Raw genomic sequence first — 15,604 nt, 5'->3', positions numbered from 1 at the left:
ATATATATGTTACTTGGCTCACATGTTTCAATGAGCGGTAAAGAAATGCTACTCGGCTCTAGTAAAGAAGCTCTTTCTTATGGTGCGAATACCTTTATGATTTATACGGGTGCTCCACAAAACACGCGTCGAAAACCAATTGCAGATCTTAATATTATGAATGGTCTATTACACATGAAAGAGCATGGCATGACAAATATTGTCGTGCACGCCCCATATATTATAAATATTGCAAACACTGAAAAACCTGAAACCTTCCGTCTTGGTGTAGATTTCCTACAATCAGAAATTGAGCGCACTGCTGCATTGGAAGCAACACAAATTGTTTTACATCCTGGTGCACATGTAGGCGCAGGAGCAGATGCAGGTATTGCCAAAATTATTGAAGGTTTAAATGAAGTGCTTTCACAAGACTTTCCCGTGCAAATTGCATTAGAAACAATGGCAGGTAAGGGAACAGAGTGTGGGCGTTCTTTCGATGAACTTGCCAAAATTATTGATGGTGTTACACATAATGAACGACTTTCTGTTTGCTTTGATACATGCCATACGCATGATGCTGGCTACAATATTGTCGAAGATTTTGATGGTGTGTTAAACGAGTTCGATAAGATTATTGGTGTGGATCGTATTAAGGTCCTTCATATAAATGATTCAAAAAACGTTCGTGGCGCAGGGAAAGACCGTCACGAAAATATTGGCTTTGGGCATATCGGATTTGATGCTTTAAATTACGTAGTCCACCATCCTCAATTGATGGACGTGCCCAAAATATTAGAAACACCATTTGTTGCATTAAACAGTGATGCTAAATCAAAAACAGCACCGTATAAATATGAAATTGAAATGTTACGTAGTGGCGAATATAAACCTGAACTTATTGACGCCTTACGAGGATAATCAAACCGTAGACAAACGCAGAGAGATTTGTGTTTGTCTACGGTTTTTTTTAGTAATGAAACATGGAAATAAGCACTTTCCACTTTCTAAGAGTCCAAATTCATCCGAAAAATATCTTGCAAAAACGAGACATATTCTTTGAATTGTTAAATGTAGGAAGGTATTCGTTAATATTGTATTGTAAATTGATATATTAAAATGAGACAATCTGAAAGACAGCACTTTTAGAGGATGATCTTATGAAAATTTCAATAGAAGAAATAAGCAAAGAACTGATAGAAGAAATACTTATTAGGTGCCATGAGGTAGATGAAGAAATACTCGAAATTGTTAACAAGCTGAAAACTGAACCCCCCTCATACTTGGATATCAAAATGATGGCGTTCACCGAATTAATGTTAGAGACATCTATTATTTCGAAGCAGTTGATGGAAAGGTTTTTAGTTACTGCAAGGATAATATTTTTGAGGTAAAACATAAGCTATATGAATTAGAAGAGGTATGCAAAGAAGTTCATTGTTTTCGGGCATCCAAATCAACAATAGTAAACATAGCTAAAATTGCATCTATTCACCCGTCTATAAGTGGCCGATTCGTAGCGGTACTTGATAATGGGGAACGTCTTGTTGTATCAAGGCAGTATGTGCCTGTCCTTAAAAAAATGCTAGGATTGTAATAGGAGGTTAATATGAAGTTTTTCGAAATTGTGCAAAAGATCGTTAAAGATTTCTTAATCATCTTCGCATCCATCATCATTATTATTACTATTTTACGTCAAATCTTTTATCCTGAATTAGCGTTTGATTTAATATCAATCTATATTATTATGGCATTTTCATTTTTAAGTGCATTATTAGGATTAATGTTGTATCTAGCTCATGATATAAGTGAGACGAAAATGCGTATAAGAATTGTTCTTCATTTTTTTACACTGGAACTATTATTAATTGCCCTCGCTTGTGGCTTGGATATTGTAAACACTGCAACAGAGGTCATTATTTTGGCACTACAAATTGCATTCATCTATATTTTTGTTCGTCTACTGTCATGGAATAATGATAAAAAAGAAGCCCAAAAAATCAACGAAAAACTAAAGGCATTTAAAAAAGACATTGCCCAATAAAATAATAAATTAGCAGTATTCCTACAAAAAATAGTTAGCGGTAAGCATATAGCTTACCGCTTTTTTACATCTTATTTGCTTGTAGATACAACTTACTGTTTTTCTATATACTTCCCTTCATCGATTTCTTATGATGAGTTCATGAAAAATTAATCGGAAGAAGGGGTAACGACTATGGGGACTTTATTATTATTAATCATGTTAATTTTCGAGATTGCGTTTGCTATTTACTGTATGGTGACAAAGCAAAACCATAAAAAAATGAAGAATTGGGTAAGGGTTGCTGTATTCATTACTTTTGTAATGCTTCTCCCTTCATCGGTAATTGAATGGAATTTCAGCTGGGCGATGCTTACAATTGTACTTTTCATTTTTGCAGTGATGGGAATAATTTCTCTGTTGTATAACAAGAGAAATAGGCAATACAAAACTTCATTTATAATATGGAACACTATTGTAACGATATTGGTACTGTGCATAGCAAGTGCACCTGCAATTGTTTTTCCTCAATATAAATCACCAAAAGTGACTGGCACATATCAAGTTGCAACAGCTACTTACACATATAAAGACAAAAATCGTATTGAGGAATTTACTGATAAGGGTGACAACCGATTTGTTAATGTGGAGTTTTGGTATCCAAAAAATGCCGATAAATCATACCCACTCCTTGTGTTCTCACATGGTGCAAACGGTATAAGATCAAGCAATACGTCTACCTATACTGAACTTGCAAGCCATGGATATGTAGTCGCTTCAATTGATCATCCGTACCATTCTTTTTATACTGTTTCAGATGATGGAACAAAGGTACTTATTGATAAAGGTTTTAACAGTGAAGTAAGTAATTCAAATAAAGAAGGCATATACACGAAGGAAGAAGTTTATGGTCTTATTCAAAAATGGATGAAGCTTCGAACAGACGATATGAATTTTGTCATTGATACAATACGTTTAGAAACTAAAGGTGACAATGATCCCCTTTATCAAGCTATCGATATAGAGAAAATAGGTGTATTCGGCCATTCAATGGGGGGTGCTGCAAGCGTTTGGCTTGGCGGAGAACGTAAAGATGTTCAGGCAGTTGTCAATATCGATGCCCCATTCTTCAGTGAGCTAGTTTATAAGAAAGAAATTGATGATTTTGTGGCAAGAGGGGAAGACTATACAACACCACTACTTAATATTTATTCGGACGATGTTTGGAAGCAACTCGACAGCAACTCGATTTATATAGCGAACAAACCTGCCAATATCCATTTTAAAGATGCATATACAGTTCATTTTCAAGGAGCAAAACATTTAAGCTTAACTGATTTACCACTTTTCTCTCCTATACTTGCAAATATGTTGCAAGGTGGAAAAGCGGACATTGATAAATATTACGCAATTGAAACTGAAAATGAACTCATTCTTAACTTTTTTGACTTTGAATTAAAAGGCATTGGCCACTTTACTCCTGAAGAGACATATTGATTTTTTATCAGTAGCGTGCAGAAGGCGGAACCATTTTGGTCATCAAACGTCTACATGTAAAATAATTGGAAAGTTAAGAGTAGGTATAGAGAGTGGAAATTGTAACAGAAAAATTAATGATGATTGCTTTATTTATTCTCATCATTCATTCAATCGAAACCCTTGCGTATGCAGTCCGTTTATCAGGAGCACGTGTAAGGTTGCTAGCTTCAGCTTTATCGCTTTTTAATGTAATGGTAATGGTTTCGAGGCTAGCGAATATGATGCAGCAACCATTTACAGGAAGTTTGGTGGATACAGCTCCTGCTGACAATGCGTTAGCCTATGTAGAAAACCAGTATCGTATTATTATTGGAGCGGCATCGGTAGGAACTCTACTAGGGATATTATTACTGCCAACGTTCGTAGCCATCTTTTCGCGAGGGATCATCCATTTGGCTGAGGAAAGAGGGTCAATCCCAGCTTTATTGAAAAAAGGATTTACGCTTGAATATGTAAGACGTGGAATTAAACATATTCGTAAGCCAAGTTTTTCGTATTTAAAGGGAATTGGCTTACGAGATATTCCAGTAAAATTATTTGTCACTAACATTGTCATTACAGCCATTTATACGATTGGTGTTTTATCAGCTTTATATGCTGGGTTATTAGTACCCGAATTAAGTAACACTGCTGTTATGGCGTCTGGACTAATCAATGGTATGGCGACGATTTTGTTAATTATTTTTATTGATCCTAAAATTTCAATACTTGCTGATGATGTGATTAACAAGCGAGGTAGCTATTTAGATTTAAAAAGAGCGTCTGTTATGATGATGACATCCAGATTTTTAGGAACCATTTTGGCGCAAGCTTTATTTATACCTGGGGCACATTATGTTGCTTGGTTTGCGAAGCTTATTACTTAATCGCTAAGAAGGAATTCACTTTTAAAACGAGAATTTAAATGAATAATGATTGGATAGGAAGGTGACTTTTATGAATATAAAGGGCTTTGGAGGAATCTTTTGGAGAACTAAAAATTTAGAGGATATTAAACAATGGTACAGTAAAGTTTTAAACATAGAAATTGAAGGTTGGAATGGTGCCATTATTACACCACAAGCAGACAATGAAACGATTTTTTCTTTCTTTACCCAAGAGGATCGCTATTTTCCATTAGATCAACAAGTGATGTTAAACTTCCAAGTTGAAAATTTAGATGACAGTATTAAACATCTAGAAAAATTGGGTGTTCCTTTTGTAAAGGAAAAAGAGGTTAGTGAATTTGGAAATTTCATTTGGATTGAAGATCCAGAGGGCAGACGAATTGAGCTATGGGAGAAGTAAACGAATAGAAATTCCTAACGTTAACAGGCAACATGGACATTTTTAAAAAATGAATTTTTAAGGCACATTTTCCACAAGAGGATGTGCCTTTTTCATGTCTTTAGAAGAACCCATTTTGCATTTTGTAAATTATAATTAACTTAATGCAATTTATATATTGCAAAAAGCAATGTTGTTTTATATAATAAAATTAATAAAACGAATGGAGGCAAATTATGGCTGAAAGACAGAAGAAGCAAGTTGATGAACGTGTGAAAAATTTACAAAATAAAATATACAAAGAAGTTTATGTATTGATCATGATTGTATGTTCAATATCAATCTTAATTAAATTCTTTAAAATGGGTGTGTCCTTGGATAATGTAATAACAGAGTGGTTGATTATATTTATATCATCTGTCTATTATTATGTTAGAACGGCTTATCTTGGCATATTGACTGATGAAATAGAGGTTCACGATAGTAATAGCAAAGTCAAATTAGGAACAAAAAATGTACTTTTTGGTGTTGCATTTGGTTTAGTTTTTGCAATTATGTTAGGACTTAACAGTGCTTTCAATTATGCTGACAGCACACAACAAGCAATAGAATATTTCTTCGTTGTCTTTTTAGTATCTCTACTTATATATGTGCCATTTTTTGCAGGGTTTTTGGGATTATCGTATATGGCTGCTAAAAAGAAAAGTGATCAAGTCGTACAAAAAAATTTAGAAGATTAACAAGTGGTGATAAGCATGAAAAATATCCGTTTAAAAATGGCTCGAATAGAACATGATCTGTCACAAGAAGATTTAGCACAAAAAGTAGGGGTAACTCGACAAACGATTGGTTTAATTGAAGTAGGTAAATATAATCCGACATTAAACTTATGTATTGCAATCTGTAAAACGTTAAATAAAACGTTGGATGAATTGTTTTGGGAAGAGTAAGTTAAAGAAAACCTCCATTTTGAACTTTGTCAAAGTGGAGGTTTACTATATTTGAGGGAAATCAAAAGTTTAAATTACGGTATTTGTTATGAAAGAAAAGAAAAATTACAGCCTTAAATACTGCGGTTGATTTCCTCTACGGGCGAGCGCTTTCCGCGGGCACACTGTAAGCCGCAACCCTCGCTATCGCGCGGTCTGTTGCGTCTTACGTTCTGTGCGTTCCCGCAGGAGTCGCCCGCCCTTCGCTTCAAATAACTATTCGTACTAATGGTATGGTGATTCATTCGCGCAAAAGAGATTTACCCGTGGCGCGAGAAGGTGATTCCGCGGAACAGGGTGAGAATTCCGCGATGCGAGGAGCTAATTCCGCGGAACGAAGGGGGAATTCCGTTACGGGCGGGCGCTTTCCGCTCAATCAACTGAATACGAAAGATTAAGTCAGACGGGGATTTCCGTTAACACACCTTCACGCAGCTTATATACTTGATCACATAGAGACTCAATATCGATTTTATTATGTGAAGTTAATAATATGGTAGCACCTCGCTGTTTTTCCGCGTTAATAATGTTATAAACATTTTGGACAGAATCTTCATCCAAAGCATTCATTGGCTCGTCTAGTAAAATTAATTCGGGTGCTTCCATAATGCTTTGAGCAATCGCTAGTTTTTGCTTCATCCCAAGTGAGTATGCTTTAACTGGTCGTTTATCTTCGGGGTCTAAACCTACTTTTGTTATCGTAGCTTTTATATCCTGGTCGGTAATTTGATTGCGTATCGATGCTAAAAATTTTAAGTTGGAGAACCCTGAATAATGCTCTAAAAATCCAGGCTTTTCAAGGATTACACTTGCACTTTTAGGAAACGAAATATCCTGATGTAACACATCTCCAAATAATTTAACGGTTCCGACAGTCGGTTTTACTAAGCCACAAATAACGCGAAATAACATCGATTTCCCTGAACCGTTATGGCCAACGAAGCCATAGATTTTCCCTCGTTCTAGCTGAAAGTTTATATTTTGTAGCACAGTCCTTCCTTTAATCACCTTAGAAACGTTTGATACTTCAATCGACATATCGTAACCTCCCTAATCGTAATCATTTTTTAACCCGATTCGAACTATGAATAAACTCAAAAGACAAATAAATAGACCTTCCATAACTAAAATGACAGCGAACATATTTGCCTCGAAATTTCCCATTAGCCCATAATAGAAAGGAATATAGGGAACGGATTGTTTAATACCTGCAAAAAATAGGACAATTAGCGAAATAGCGGCTATTTTTGCTGATAGCAATAATTCGACGATTTTCCATAGCAATGCATGGCAGTACATATTGATGCACAGAAACAATGCCTGTAGAACAATTAAGAAATCAAATTGTAGCGCCACATGAGCTTTTAAAAAAAGGAAAAAGCTCATGATATAAGTCATTGCGACATAGCATGCAGTGAATATAAGTAGGATTAGCAGCCGATTAAGCCAAAACCAGCTTTTTTTTGGATAGCGTAATAGCATGTTGTATGAAAAAGAAGTGGAGCGAGGCTTCCAAATAATTTGAATTAAAAGCACATAACCAAACCATAGCAAAGTCCAGTACATCCAAGTAAGTTTCTCCACTTGTCCCAAAAGGGCAGTAAATGCTTGGCGTAATGTCATGCCATCAAAAAGTGATGTCATATAGAGTAGCAATAGAGTAGTTAACAATGGGTAGACAATACAAATACAACTAATTTTCAGAGCATCTTCTCGCAGTAGTTTCCACTCTAACGAAAATGTCCTCATGAATCATCATCTCGCACGTAAAAGTCTAGTTTATTGACTAAATAATGAATGGTATTGATTAACAATACCATAACGGCAATTAGTATAAAGAATGTACTTATAGGTGACGTTAATTCACTTTTATAAAAGAAAATAGGTACAATGTGTATTGTGATTTTATCAACCATAAAAAGCACCATAACTAAAATCGCACTAATAAAATTATTTCTAAGTAGCTGTTGGAGCACTATGTATAGCAAACCACAAATAACCGTAACACAATAAAACATATACATAAAGTAAAGCAATGAACCGTTTTCTTTAGGTTCAGGCACATATAATAATAGGGCACTGTAATTTGTGATATAGGGGTAGAATAGCCACTTTGCTAGCGCTGTGCTCAACATACTACTTCCAAAAACAATCGCTGAAAAAAACGCAGTCACGATAAAAACGAAGCAAATTTTATAAGTGGCAAATTGCTGTCGGTGACGATATCTTCTAAGCAATAGCCAATCATTGTCTTTAGATGAAAAAGGCGCTAATAATATTAAAAATAATAGGGTATAGAAATTTTCATAACGAGAGGCTAATATAAAGTCTTTCAGCGTATGCCATGTGGTTACTACTGACGTGATTGGGAATACTGCAATCATCTGTAGCATTATCATAAAAATGGCTACAATCCAAAAAAGCATCCATTTTAAGCGAATATCCTTTAGACAATAGGTGTAGTACTTATAAAACATCTTCATGTTTTTTCATCCCAATCAAGTAAATGACAAATGTAATGAAAATTTGCAACAGAAACTCGATAATCATAATAGAGATGGAGTTGTCTCCATGTATACCTTCCGGAGCTAAAAAGTAAAATGGAACCCATTTTGGGTTATTGGCAGCTAAAAACCAAATGCTTGTATAAAAAATTTGTGGCATAAAAATTATTAAATAATAATTCTTAATAAACATAGAAAGTGCTAGTCCCATTGCAACATACGCACTAGCAAACAATCCTCCGATAATATAAAATACAGCAACATATGCATATGGAGACATGCTTAGTAAATCCGAAAAAAGAGGTTGAATATCGCCTTTAAAAACACTTAATGCATTATCGGGTATTGCCAATGTTCCGTCTACAAACCTTTTATAAATATTAGCATAGGCCGTATAGTCCCAATGATTTGTAAATAGATTAACAAGTACTACACCAAAACATAGTGGCAGTACGAACATAAAAAAGGCAGTTAGAAAAGTAGTAGCAAACTTTGCAGTGTAATATTTCCGTCTATCCATGCGCATAAAAATAAAATGTTGATAGCCACTTTTTCTTTCACGATAAAGGGAATCCACGAGTGCAATTGAAATCAACAATGGATAAAGAAAATAATACAAATCAGATGGAAAATTATTAGTAAAACCGAGCCATTGTTTATGCGGAGATACAAAATTGAGCACATCATCAACAATAGGTTTTTCATATCGTTGATTAAAAAGTCTCTCTGTTAATAAATATTCTTCTTTATGTTCTTTTACACCTATAAGCACAGCAATTACAACAACTAATAATAAGGCACAAAAGCTAAGATAAAAGTTTTTATTTTTAAACATTTTTTTATATTCAATAAGCATTGATATCCTCCTATTCAAAGAATAGGGCCGTCCAGCAGAGACAACCCTATCAATAATGCTAATAAAAGAATTACTATCAATGTTGTTAAAGTATAAATTGTGCATGCTATATTATCGTGTGTCTGGATAAAAACTTCCTGAAATACTTACTTCAAAAAGGGCGAATTTTGAATTTTCTGCTACAAGAGTTACATTGCCGCCAACAGCACTTTGATCTACTGTAAACAGCCGTGTATCATTATCCATTACTCTTGTAGTTGTTGGAGATACTTTTGCTCCTTTAGCATCCACAATCCACATATTTGCCGTATAATTTTTATCAACTATAGCGTTTTCTACTTTTGATTGACTAGTATTGTCTTTTGTTCCGGTTGCTAAACTAATATCACCTGAAAATTTCGGCAGTTCCTTCGCATAGGTGATAGCACTCGTCCCTGCACTTGCTATACCTGCACTAACCAATAAACCTAAAGCACAAACTGTTGTTGCTAGTCTTTTCTTCATAAAAAACCAACTCCTTCATTGTATTTGGCTGAAAATAAACTGAAAGCAACACAACAATTTTGCAACAAAAAAGATTGTCTTTACGGAAATTCGATAGGATTAATCATCTATCTATACTTACATTCTTTTATTTTATTTTAAATCTGGATAAAATCTCCCGGAAATTTCCACACTTACACGAGTTATTTTATCATTTTCTGCTACAAGAGTTACATTGCCGCCGACTGCACTATCATCTACTGTAAAGAAGCGTATATCATTATCAGTTACATCTTTTGCAGTATTAGAAACCTTTTTCCCACTAGCATCCACAATCCACATTGTTGCCTCGTAATTTTGACCAACTATAGAATTTTCAACTTTTGAGTCACTGTTATTGTCTTTTGTTCCGGTCGCTAAATATATGTTCCTTTTAAACCCAGGCAGTTCCTTCGCATAGGTGATAGCATCCGTCCCTGCACTTGCTACACCGGCACTAAGCAATAATCCTAAAGCACAAACTGTTGTTGCTAGTCTTTTCTTCATGTCAATCCAACTCCTTCTTTGTATTTTGATGAGAATAAACCAAAAGCAACAAAACAACTAAGCAACTAAGCAACAAAAAACATATTCAAAGAGAACGAAGAGCATTGTATTCTCTTTATCAATTATTATAAAATTCCAAACTTTCTACTTTCAATATTTTTGTAACGAAAAATCTATTGTAATTTACTAAAAAGTTCAAAAAAAATTTAAAATATAGGTAGATTTTGGAGAGGGTTAGTCCGTGTTAGGATAAGTCGAAACGATATTAATACATAAAAAAAGCCCGAAAGTCAAAACTGACTTTCGGGCTTTTGCCTTACGATTATTTAGTAAATAGTGCAATAAGCTGGCGGGAACGTTTTCTTCCTAGAACGGCTTCCACTTCACTCAGTACTTCTTTTGGAATACCTAAAAAGAGCCAAGAAAATGAGAATTGCTCAAGATAAGGTCGAAGCTTTTTCACTTCTGAAGTGCTAATTTCAAAACCTTCGGCACGCGCAATGGCAACTACTTCTTTATCAGTACTTTGAGATAATTGCTGCAAAAAATGAATACTCACAACCAATCCCTCCTTTTAAGTTTTGTTTTCTTTACAAATATGGAACATTCATTTATACTTACAACTTGTAAATCGTAATGATTTTGAATTAGAAAGAAGCGATCATGCATGAAAAAAACATTAATTGACATCGATAATGTGTCATTTCAATATGACTATACACAAGTATTGAAAAATATCTCATTCCGTGTGGAAGAAGGAGATTTTTTAGCACTCCTCGGTCCAAATGGTTCAGGAAAATCAACATTATTAAAAATTATTTTAGGTTTATTGAAACCAATGTCTGGTGAAATTAAGTTGTTTGGAGAGCCGAGTGCAACATTTAAACATCGTGAATGGATAGGCTACGTTTCCCAAAAATCCAATGCCTTCAATTCAGGTTTTCCAGCAACTGTACAAGAGGTAGTCATCAGTGGATTAACAAAAAAATTAGGGCTGTTTAAACGTCCTACAAAAGAAGTCAAAAACAAAGTGTATGATGCATTAAAGGCAGTAGGAATGGACGCCTTTATGAATCAAAATATTGGTGAGCTATCTGGTGGACAACAACAGCGTGTCTTTATTGCACGAGCTTTAGTAAGTGAGCCAAGATTACTGATTCTGGATGAACCGACTGTCGGCATCGATCACGAGAATGTGCAGTCCTTTTATGATATGCTGGCGAATTTGAATAGGGAACAAGGAATTACGATGATTCTTGTCACACATGATGTGGATACAGTTTCAAACCGAATTAGCCATGTTGCTTGCCTTAACCAAACCATTCATTTCCACGGTTACAAAGACGAATTTGATTCTATTTCTCAGGATGCGCTAGACGCTTGGTATGGCCATTCGGTGAGAAAGATTCATTAGAAGGAGAAGGCACAATGATTGAAGCAATTTTACACTATGAGTTTTTACAAAATGCCTTTTTCTCTGGCTTATTGATTGGCATCATCGCACCACTTCTAGGTGTATTTATTGTAGTTCGCAGGCTATCACTAATTGCAGATGCTTTATCCCATGTTACACTTGCGGGTATTGCTGGTAGCTTGTATGTAAGTCAGTCTATTTCTGCATTTGCAATGCTCAACCCTATTTACCTTGGCATTGTTGCCTCAGTTAGTGGTTCAATATTAATTGAGCGCTTACGTCGACTGTATAAGCACTATGAAGAGCTTGCCATACCGATTATTATGTCTGGTGGAATTGGAATTAGCGCGATTTTCATCTCACTCGCGAGTGGCTTTAGTACCGATTTAATGAGTTATTTATTTGGCTCGGTTTCGGCAGTCTCAAGGCAGGATTTATTGGTTGTTATTGGAATTGCCATTGTAGTTATTGTCTTTTTATTTTTATTCTTTAAAGAACTTTTTGTGCTATCATTTGATGAGGAATATGCGAAAGCTAGTGGACTACCCGCACGATGGGTTCATCTTTTATTTATGATTGTGACAGCGCTTGTGATTGCAGCAAGTATGCGTATCGTTGGTATTTTACTAGTATCTTCTTTAATGACATTGCCAGTTGCTGCAGCAATGCGTTTGGCAAAGGGCTTTAAGCAAACGATTATCTATGCAATTGTATTTGGCGAGGTAGCGGTATTAATCGGTTTAGTAAGTGCATTTTACTTAGATTTAGCACCAGGTGGTACAATTGTTGTGACATCAATTCTTATTTTATTACTTGTAATCATAGGTAAGAAAACGATGTTAAAGCTATCAGCAAAACAAGGGGAGGCAGCACAGTGAATATTTCAAGAGCGTGGGAAATTTTAAAAGAAAACGGCTATAAAAAAACAGATAAACGTGAGTTAATTTTAAATATGTTTGCAGAGACGGATAAATATTTAACCGCTCGAGATTTATTAGATGTGCTAAAAAAAGATTTCCCAGGTATGAGTTTTGATACGATCTATCGTAATCTCTCAACGTTTGTACAGCTTGGCATATTAGAAGAAACTGAGTTATCCGGCGAACGAAATTTTCGCATGCATTGTGAGTCTGAACATCATCACCATCATTTCATATGTATGGATTGTGGCAATGTGAAAGAGCTCAATCTTTGCCCGATGGAGATGCTTGGCGAAAAGCTTCCTGATTATGAAATTGAAAATCATAAATTTGAAATATACGGTAAATGTCCAGATTGTAAACATGAAACCCTGTCAAATTAATATTTGACAGGGTTTCCTTATTTATTGTGAAGGAGTAATGTTAGAAGGAAAGGGCATAAGAAGACTACTACTATCTTCTTACAATACGGATAGCATCTATCTTTTTACAGTCAATAATAAGTGGTGTTGTTGAACCTACTTCTAGGAAATAAGCACAGCAATTTCGTGCATTAAAGCTCACGAAAGTCAAACCTAGGAAACTAAGACCGCCTGTTAAGAAAACATCAACTACCGTTCCAACTTCTAATCTTCTTAATTGCTCACAGATGCAGCTTCTACAGTTGTTAACTGGTTTGTGGCATTTTTCTTCTTTGCATTTACATTCATGTTCTTTTTTATGGTGACAGTTGCAAGGTTTGTGACATTTACAAGGGTCCCAATTCATATGCGTAACATATCTTCTATCTTCCATTGATACTACCTCCTTTCTCTATAATTAATGTAAAGCTATTGCCTTACACTTATAATCTATGTTTTTTAAAAGGAAGGAGGTTGGTAATATGTCCGATAGACACTAAAAAAACTATTTTTTTCTTTAAAAAAATGCTGTTAAAGTTTATTTTATTTTGTAAATGTATGTTTGTACCAATAGGGTGTCATAGAGATAGAAGTCTATCATTAGGAAAATAGGAAGAATTTTTAGATGAAGACAGTGCATATAAATTATAGAGGGAAGCAACCATGCCATTGCTTCAAAAAAACAAACGACGAATGATGCTATTTTAAGCAATCATTCGTCTTTGAATTTTATTATTGGTGTTTTTGTTGGAATGCTACCATAAAGTCGCGAAGTGCTTCACAAGTTTCTAATGGAACAGCATTATATGTTGATGCACGGCAACCACCTACTGAACGGTGACCATTTAGTCCAATAAATCCAGCTGCTTTTGCTTCTGCAAGGAATTGTTTTTCAAGTTCTTCATCAGCGACGCGGAATGTGATGTTCATTAATGAACGACTTTCAGGCGTTGCGTGACCAGTGAAAAAGCCATTACTGTTATCAATCGCATCGTAAATTACTTGTGCTTTTGCTTCATTAAGTTTAGCTATTGCTTCAACGCCACCTTTAGCATCTACCCATTTTAATACTTCACCTAACATATAAATACCAAATGTTGGTGGCGTATTGTATAACGAGTTACCATCAGTATGCGTTGTATATTTTAACATTGTTGGAATGTCTTTGTTCGCTTTTTCTAATAAGTCCTTACGAATAATAACGACAGTTACACCAGAAGGGCCAAGGTTTTTTTGCGCACCAGCATAAATGATACCAAATTTACTGATGTCAACAGGTTTAGATAAAATGTCACTCGACATATCTGCTACTAAAGGAACATTGCCTGTTTCAGGGAATTCCTTCCATTGAGTACCGTAAATCGTATTGTTTGATGTAATGTGCACGTATGCATCATCTTCATTAAACTGAATATCTGATAATGCTGGAATGTTGCGATATTTATTTTCCTTTGTGCTTGCTGCTTCAACAGGAGTACCGAATAATTTTGCCTCTTTGAATGCTTTTTCAGCCCATGAACCAGATAAAACGTAACTTGCTTTTTTATCTGCTTGAAGGAAGTTCATCGGCACCATTGTGAATTGCAGGCTTGCCCCACCTTGTAAAAATAGTACCTCATAGTTTTCTGGAATTGCATAAAGTTTTTTTAATAGAGCAATTGCTTCATTATGTACTTCGTCAAATATTGCACTACGGTGGCTCATTTCCATAATAGACATACCTGAATTACGGAAGTTTACTAATTGTTGTTGAGCGTTTTCTAAAACTTCTAGCGGTAGTGCAGAAGGCCCTGCGTTAAAATTGTATGCACGTTGTGTCAAAGTGGTACACTCCTCGTTTTGTTTAATAAAAGCACTTTACTGGATTATAACTTAATTTTCAAGAGAAAAAACAAAATTCTCAATATTTTATTTATGTAGGATGAAAATGAGCATTTTAGTGTCAGGCACGCACACAATTCGCACACAATTCATGTTTGGCTTGATGCATTTTTCTGAAATACAACATAGACAAAGAAATTTCGGTATACTATCGTTAAGTAATGAAAAGGGGTGTTTTTATGTTTACAGTAGATCAAGCAAGTCTGATTGTCGTAGATGTGCAAGGGAAATTGGCAACGATTGTAGATGATAGCGAAACAGTTATTCAAAATGTGTCAAAACTTGTACAAGGTATGCAAGCACTAGATGTTCCTGTATTATGGCTGGAACAAAATCCAAGCCGATTAGGTGGTACTGCGCTAGAAATTGCAAAGCATCTTCAAGGGAATCCAATTGCTAAAATGGCTTTTAGTGCATGCCAAGAAGAAGAGTTTATTGACGCAGTTAAAGCGAGTGGACGTACGCAATTTATTGTAACGGGTATTGAAACACATATTTGTGTCTATCAAACAGCAAGACAATTGAAGGAGCAGGGGTTTGAAGTAGAGGTAGTCGTTGATGCCGTATCTTCTCGTACAAAAGCCAATAAGGAAATAGGGTTAGATAAAATGAAGGCATTAGGCATTTTGCCAACGAGCACGGAGATGATTTTATATGAGCTTTTACAAAGAGCAGATCATACGCATTTTAAAACAGTACTGCAACTTGTTAAATAACAAAAAACACAACAAGACGATGTGTTTCACAGTGTCGATAATAGGTTAGGGTGAAATCAGGGGCAAAGGTGTTTGTAAGTTTGCTAT

General features: G+C 35.3%; 22 protein-coding genes. 13 read left to right on the top strand and 9 right to left on the bottom strand.

Annotation, left to right across the window (positions count from 1 at the left end; translation table 11 throughout):
* The first annotated feature begins 6 nt into the window (after positions 1–6).
* The 9 genes from ACQKNX_RS09840 to ACQKNX_RS09800 all read left to right on the top strand — a co-directional run bounded on the left by ACQKNX_RS09840 (position 7) and on the right by ACQKNX_RS09800 (position 5,757).
* Complete coding sequence (locus ACQKNX_RS09840) at positions 7–900, top strand: deoxyribonuclease IV (protein WP_427428724.1); 894 nt, start codon at positions 7–9, stop codon at positions 898–900.
* Positions 901–1,139: 239 nt separating this feature from the next.
* Positions 1,140–1,373: a hypothetical protein gene (locus tag ACQKNX_RS09835; RefSeq protein ID WP_427428723.1), complete on the top strand. Its 234-nt coding sequence runs from the start codon at positions 1,140–1,142 to the stop codon at positions 1,371–1,373.
* Positions 1,292–1,576, top strand: a complete 285-nt coding sequence (locus ACQKNX_RS09830; protein WP_427429183.1) for a LytTR family DNA-binding domain-containing protein — start codon at positions 1,292–1,294, stop codon at positions 1,574–1,576. Before ACQKNX_RS09835 ends, ACQKNX_RS09830 begins: the two co-directional genes overlap by 82 nt.
* A 12-nt stretch (positions 1,577–1,588) precedes the next feature.
* Complete coding sequence (locus ACQKNX_RS09825) at positions 1,589–2,023, top strand: DUF3021 family protein (RefSeq protein WP_427428722.1); 435 nt, start codon at positions 1,589–1,591, stop codon at positions 2,021–2,023.
* Between the two features lie 174 nt (positions 2,024–2,197).
* On the top strand, positions 2,198–3,499 hold the full coding sequence (locus tag ACQKNX_RS09820; protein ID WP_427428721.1) for an alpha/beta hydrolase family protein: 1,302 nt from the start codon (positions 2,198–2,200) through the stop codon (positions 3,497–3,499).
* Between the two features lie 119 nt (positions 3,500–3,618).
* Entirely contained in the window at positions 3,619–4,407 is a 789-nt protein-coding gene (locus ACQKNX_RS09815) for a lipid II flippase Amj family protein (protein WP_427429182.1), read from the top strand.
* A 70-nt stretch (positions 4,408–4,477) separates the two neighbouring features.
* Positions 4,478–4,828 carry a VOC family protein gene (locus tag ACQKNX_RS09810; protein WP_427428720.1) on the top strand — a complete coding sequence of 117 codons (351 nt, stop codon included), beginning with the start codon at positions 4,478–4,480 and terminating at the stop codon, positions 4,826–4,828.
* Positions 4,829–5,043: 215 nt separating this feature from the next.
* Positions 5,044–5,547, top strand: a complete 504-nt coding sequence (locus ACQKNX_RS09805) for a DUF6773 family protein (RefSeq protein ID WP_427428719.1) — start codon at positions 5,044–5,046, stop codon at positions 5,545–5,547.
* Positions 5,548–5,562: 15 nt separating this feature from the next.
* Complete coding sequence (locus ACQKNX_RS09800; protein ID WP_024362980.1) at positions 5,563–5,757, top strand: helix-turn-helix transcriptional regulator; 195 nt, start codon at positions 5,563–5,565, stop codon at positions 5,755–5,757.
* Positions 5,758–6,195: 438 nt separating this feature from the next.
* On the opposite strand, the gene ACQKNX_RS09795 is transcribed toward ACQKNX_RS09800, so the two are convergent.
* The 7 genes from ACQKNX_RS09795 to ACQKNX_RS09765 all read right to left on the bottom strand — a co-directional run bounded on the left by ACQKNX_RS09795 (position 6,196) and on the right by ACQKNX_RS09765 (position 10,744).
* A complete protein-coding gene (locus tag ACQKNX_RS09795) occupies positions 6,196–6,834 on the bottom strand; it encodes an ABC transporter ATP-binding protein (RefSeq protein ID WP_427428718.1) in 639 nt (212 codons plus the stop codon).
* Between the two features lie 12 nt (positions 6,835–6,846).
* Entirely contained in the window at positions 6,847–7,545 is a 699-nt protein-coding gene (locus ACQKNX_RS09790) for a hypothetical protein (RefSeq protein ID WP_427428717.1), read from the bottom strand.
* Complete coding sequence (locus ACQKNX_RS09785) at positions 7,542–8,279, bottom strand: hypothetical protein (RefSeq protein WP_427428716.1); 738 nt, start codon at positions 8,277–8,279, stop codon at positions 7,542–7,544. Before ACQKNX_RS09785 ends, ACQKNX_RS09790 begins: the two co-directional genes overlap by 4 nt.
* Complete coding sequence (locus ACQKNX_RS09780) at positions 8,263–9,156, bottom strand: NADH dehydrogenase FAD-containing subunit (RefSeq protein ID WP_427428715.1); 894 nt, start codon at positions 9,154–9,156, stop codon at positions 8,263–8,265. The genes ACQKNX_RS09785 and ACQKNX_RS09780 overlap by 17 nt, the downstream gene beginning before the upstream one ends.
* A 111-nt stretch (positions 9,157–9,267) precedes the next feature.
* Positions 9,268–9,660, bottom strand: a complete 393-nt coding sequence (locus tag ACQKNX_RS09775; protein ID WP_427428714.1) for a hypothetical protein — start codon at positions 9,658–9,660, stop codon at positions 9,268–9,270.
* Positions 9,661–9,792: 132 nt separating this feature from the next.
* Positions 9,793–10,185: a hypothetical protein gene (locus ACQKNX_RS09770; protein ID WP_427428713.1), complete on the bottom strand. Its 393-nt coding sequence runs from the start codon at positions 10,183–10,185 to the stop codon at positions 9,793–9,795.
* A gap of 322 nt (positions 10,186–10,507) precedes the next feature.
* Positions 10,508–10,744, bottom strand: a complete 237-nt coding sequence (locus tag ACQKNX_RS09765) for an endonuclease IV (RefSeq protein ID WP_172772040.1) — start codon at positions 10,742–10,744, stop codon at positions 10,508–10,510.
* Positions 10,745–10,852: 108 nt separating this feature from the next.
* Here ACQKNX_RS09765 and ACQKNX_RS09760 point away from each other — a divergent pair, with 108 nt between their 5' ends.
* Genes ACQKNX_RS09760 through ACQKNX_RS09750 form a run of 3 tightly spaced genes read left to right on the top strand, consistent with a single transcriptional unit; the run spans position 10,853 to position 12,902 of the window.
* Entirely contained in the window at positions 10,853–11,599 is a 747-nt protein-coding gene (locus ACQKNX_RS09760) for a metal ABC transporter ATP-binding protein (RefSeq protein WP_427428712.1), read from the top strand.
* A gap of 14 nt (positions 11,600–11,613) precedes the next feature.
* A complete protein-coding gene (locus ACQKNX_RS09755; RefSeq protein ID WP_427429181.1) occupies positions 11,614–12,477 on the top strand; it encodes a metal ABC transporter permease in 864 nt (287 codons plus the stop codon).
* Positions 12,474–12,902, top strand: coding sequence for a Fur family transcriptional regulator (locus ACQKNX_RS09750; RefSeq protein ID WP_427428711.1), 429 nt, complete (start codon positions 12,474–12,476; stop codon positions 12,900–12,902). Before ACQKNX_RS09755 ends, ACQKNX_RS09750 begins: the two co-directional genes overlap by 4 nt.
* A gap of 70 nt (positions 12,903–12,972) precedes the next feature.
* Here the strand turns inward: ACQKNX_RS09750 and ACQKNX_RS09745 are convergent, their stop codons facing one another.
* Together ACQKNX_RS09745 and serC are read right to left on the bottom strand one after the other, a co-directional pair.
* A complete protein-coding gene (locus ACQKNX_RS09745; RefSeq protein ID WP_427428710.1) occupies positions 12,973–13,314 on the bottom strand; it encodes a hypothetical protein in 342 nt (113 codons plus the stop codon).
* A gap of 338 nt (positions 13,315–13,652) precedes the next feature.
* The gene (gene serC / locus ACQKNX_RS09740) at positions 13,653–14,741 is read right to left on the bottom strand and encodes a 3-phosphoserine/phosphohydroxythreonine transaminase (protein WP_427428709.1); all 1,089 of its coding nucleotides are present in this window, start codon (positions 14,739–14,741) and stop codon (positions 13,653–13,655) included.
* Positions 14,742–14,980: 239 nt separating this feature from the next.
* Between serC and ACQKNX_RS09735 the strand changes: the two genes are divergently transcribed.
* Positions 14,981–15,517, top strand: a complete 537-nt coding sequence (locus ACQKNX_RS09735; protein ID WP_427428708.1) for a hydrolase — start codon at positions 14,981–14,983, stop codon at positions 15,515–15,517.
* The last annotated feature ends 87 nt before the right edge of the window (positions 15,518–15,604 follow it).

Source organism: Lysinibacillus sp. NPDC093712, from assembly GCF_050280025.1.
In the GTDB taxonomy this organism is placed as follows: Bacteria; Bacillota; Bacilli; order Bacillales_A; family Planococcaceae; genus Lysinibacillus.
Note: the sequence above shows the minus strand (reverse complement) of the source record. Positions and strands in the feature narration are given on the sequence as shown.

What these genes read in the sequence shown, in the direction of transcription:
- ACQKNX_RS09840 (WP_427428724.1), top strand. Translation starts at nt 7, where the DNA reads ATGTTACTTGGCTCACATGTTTCAATGAGCGGTAAAGAAATGCTACTC.
- ACQKNX_RS09835 (WP_427428723.1), top strand. Translation starts at nt 1,140, where the DNA reads ATGAAAATTTCAATAGAAGAAATAAGCAAAGAACTGATAGAAGAAATA.
- ACQKNX_RS09825 (WP_427428722.1), top strand. Translation starts at nt 1,589, where the DNA reads ATGAAGTTTTTCGAAATTGTGCAAAAGATCGTTAAAGATTTCTTAATC.
- ACQKNX_RS09820 (WP_427428721.1), top strand. Translation starts at nt 2,198, where the DNA reads ATGGGGACTTTATTATTATTAATCATGTTAATTTTCGAGATTGCGTTT.
- ACQKNX_RS09815 (WP_427429182.1), top strand. Translation starts at nt 3,619, where the DNA reads ATGATTGCTTTATTTATTCTCATCATTCATTCAATCGAAACCCTTGCG.
- ACQKNX_RS09810 (WP_427428720.1), top strand. Translation starts at nt 4,478, where the DNA reads ATGAATATAAAGGGCTTTGGAGGAATCTTTTGGAGAACTAAAAATTTA.
- ACQKNX_RS09805 (WP_427428719.1), top strand. Translation starts at nt 5,044, where the DNA reads ATGGCTGAAAGACAGAAGAAGCAAGTTGATGAACGTGTGAAAAATTTA.
- ACQKNX_RS09800 (WP_024362980.1), top strand. Translation starts at nt 5,563, where the DNA reads ATGAAAAATATCCGTTTAAAAATGGCTCGAATAGAACATGATCTGTCA.
- ACQKNX_RS09795 (WP_427428718.1), bottom strand. Translation starts at nt 6,834, where the DNA reads ATGTCGATTGAAGTATCAAACGTTTCTAAGGTGATTAAAGGAAGGACT.
- ACQKNX_RS09790 (WP_427428717.1), bottom strand. Translation starts at nt 7,545, where the DNA reads ATGAGGACATTTTCGTTAGAGTGGAAACTACTGCGAGAAGATGCTCTG.
- ACQKNX_RS09785 (WP_427428716.1), bottom strand. Translation starts at nt 8,279, where the DNA reads ATGAAGATGTTTTATAAGTACTACACCTATTGTCTAAAGGATATTCGC.
- ACQKNX_RS09780 (WP_427428715.1), bottom strand. Translation starts at nt 9,156, where the DNA reads ATGCTTATTGAATATAAAAAAATGTTTAAAAATAAAAACTTTTATCTT.
- ACQKNX_RS09775 (WP_427428714.1), bottom strand. Translation starts at nt 9,660, where the DNA reads ATGAAGAAAAGACTAGCAACAACAGTTTGTGCTTTAGGTTTATTGGTT.
- ACQKNX_RS09770 (WP_427428713.1), bottom strand. Translation starts at nt 10,185, where the DNA reads ATGAAGAAAAGACTAGCAACAACAGTTTGTGCTTTAGGATTATTGCTT.
- ACQKNX_RS09760 (WP_427428712.1), top strand. Translation starts at nt 10,853, where the DNA reads ATGAAAAAAACATTAATTGACATCGATAATGTGTCATTTCAATATGAC.
- ACQKNX_RS09755 (WP_427429181.1), top strand. Translation starts at nt 11,614, where the DNA reads ATGATTGAAGCAATTTTACACTATGAGTTTTTACAAAATGCCTTTTTC.
- ACQKNX_RS09745 (WP_427428710.1), bottom strand. Translation starts at nt 13,314, where the DNA reads ATGGAAGATAGAAGATATGTTACGCATATGAATTGGGACCCTTGTAAA.
- ACQKNX_RS09735 (WP_427428708.1), top strand. Translation starts at nt 14,981, where the DNA reads ATGTTTACAGTAGATCAAGCAAGTCTGATTGTCGTAGATGTGCAAGGG.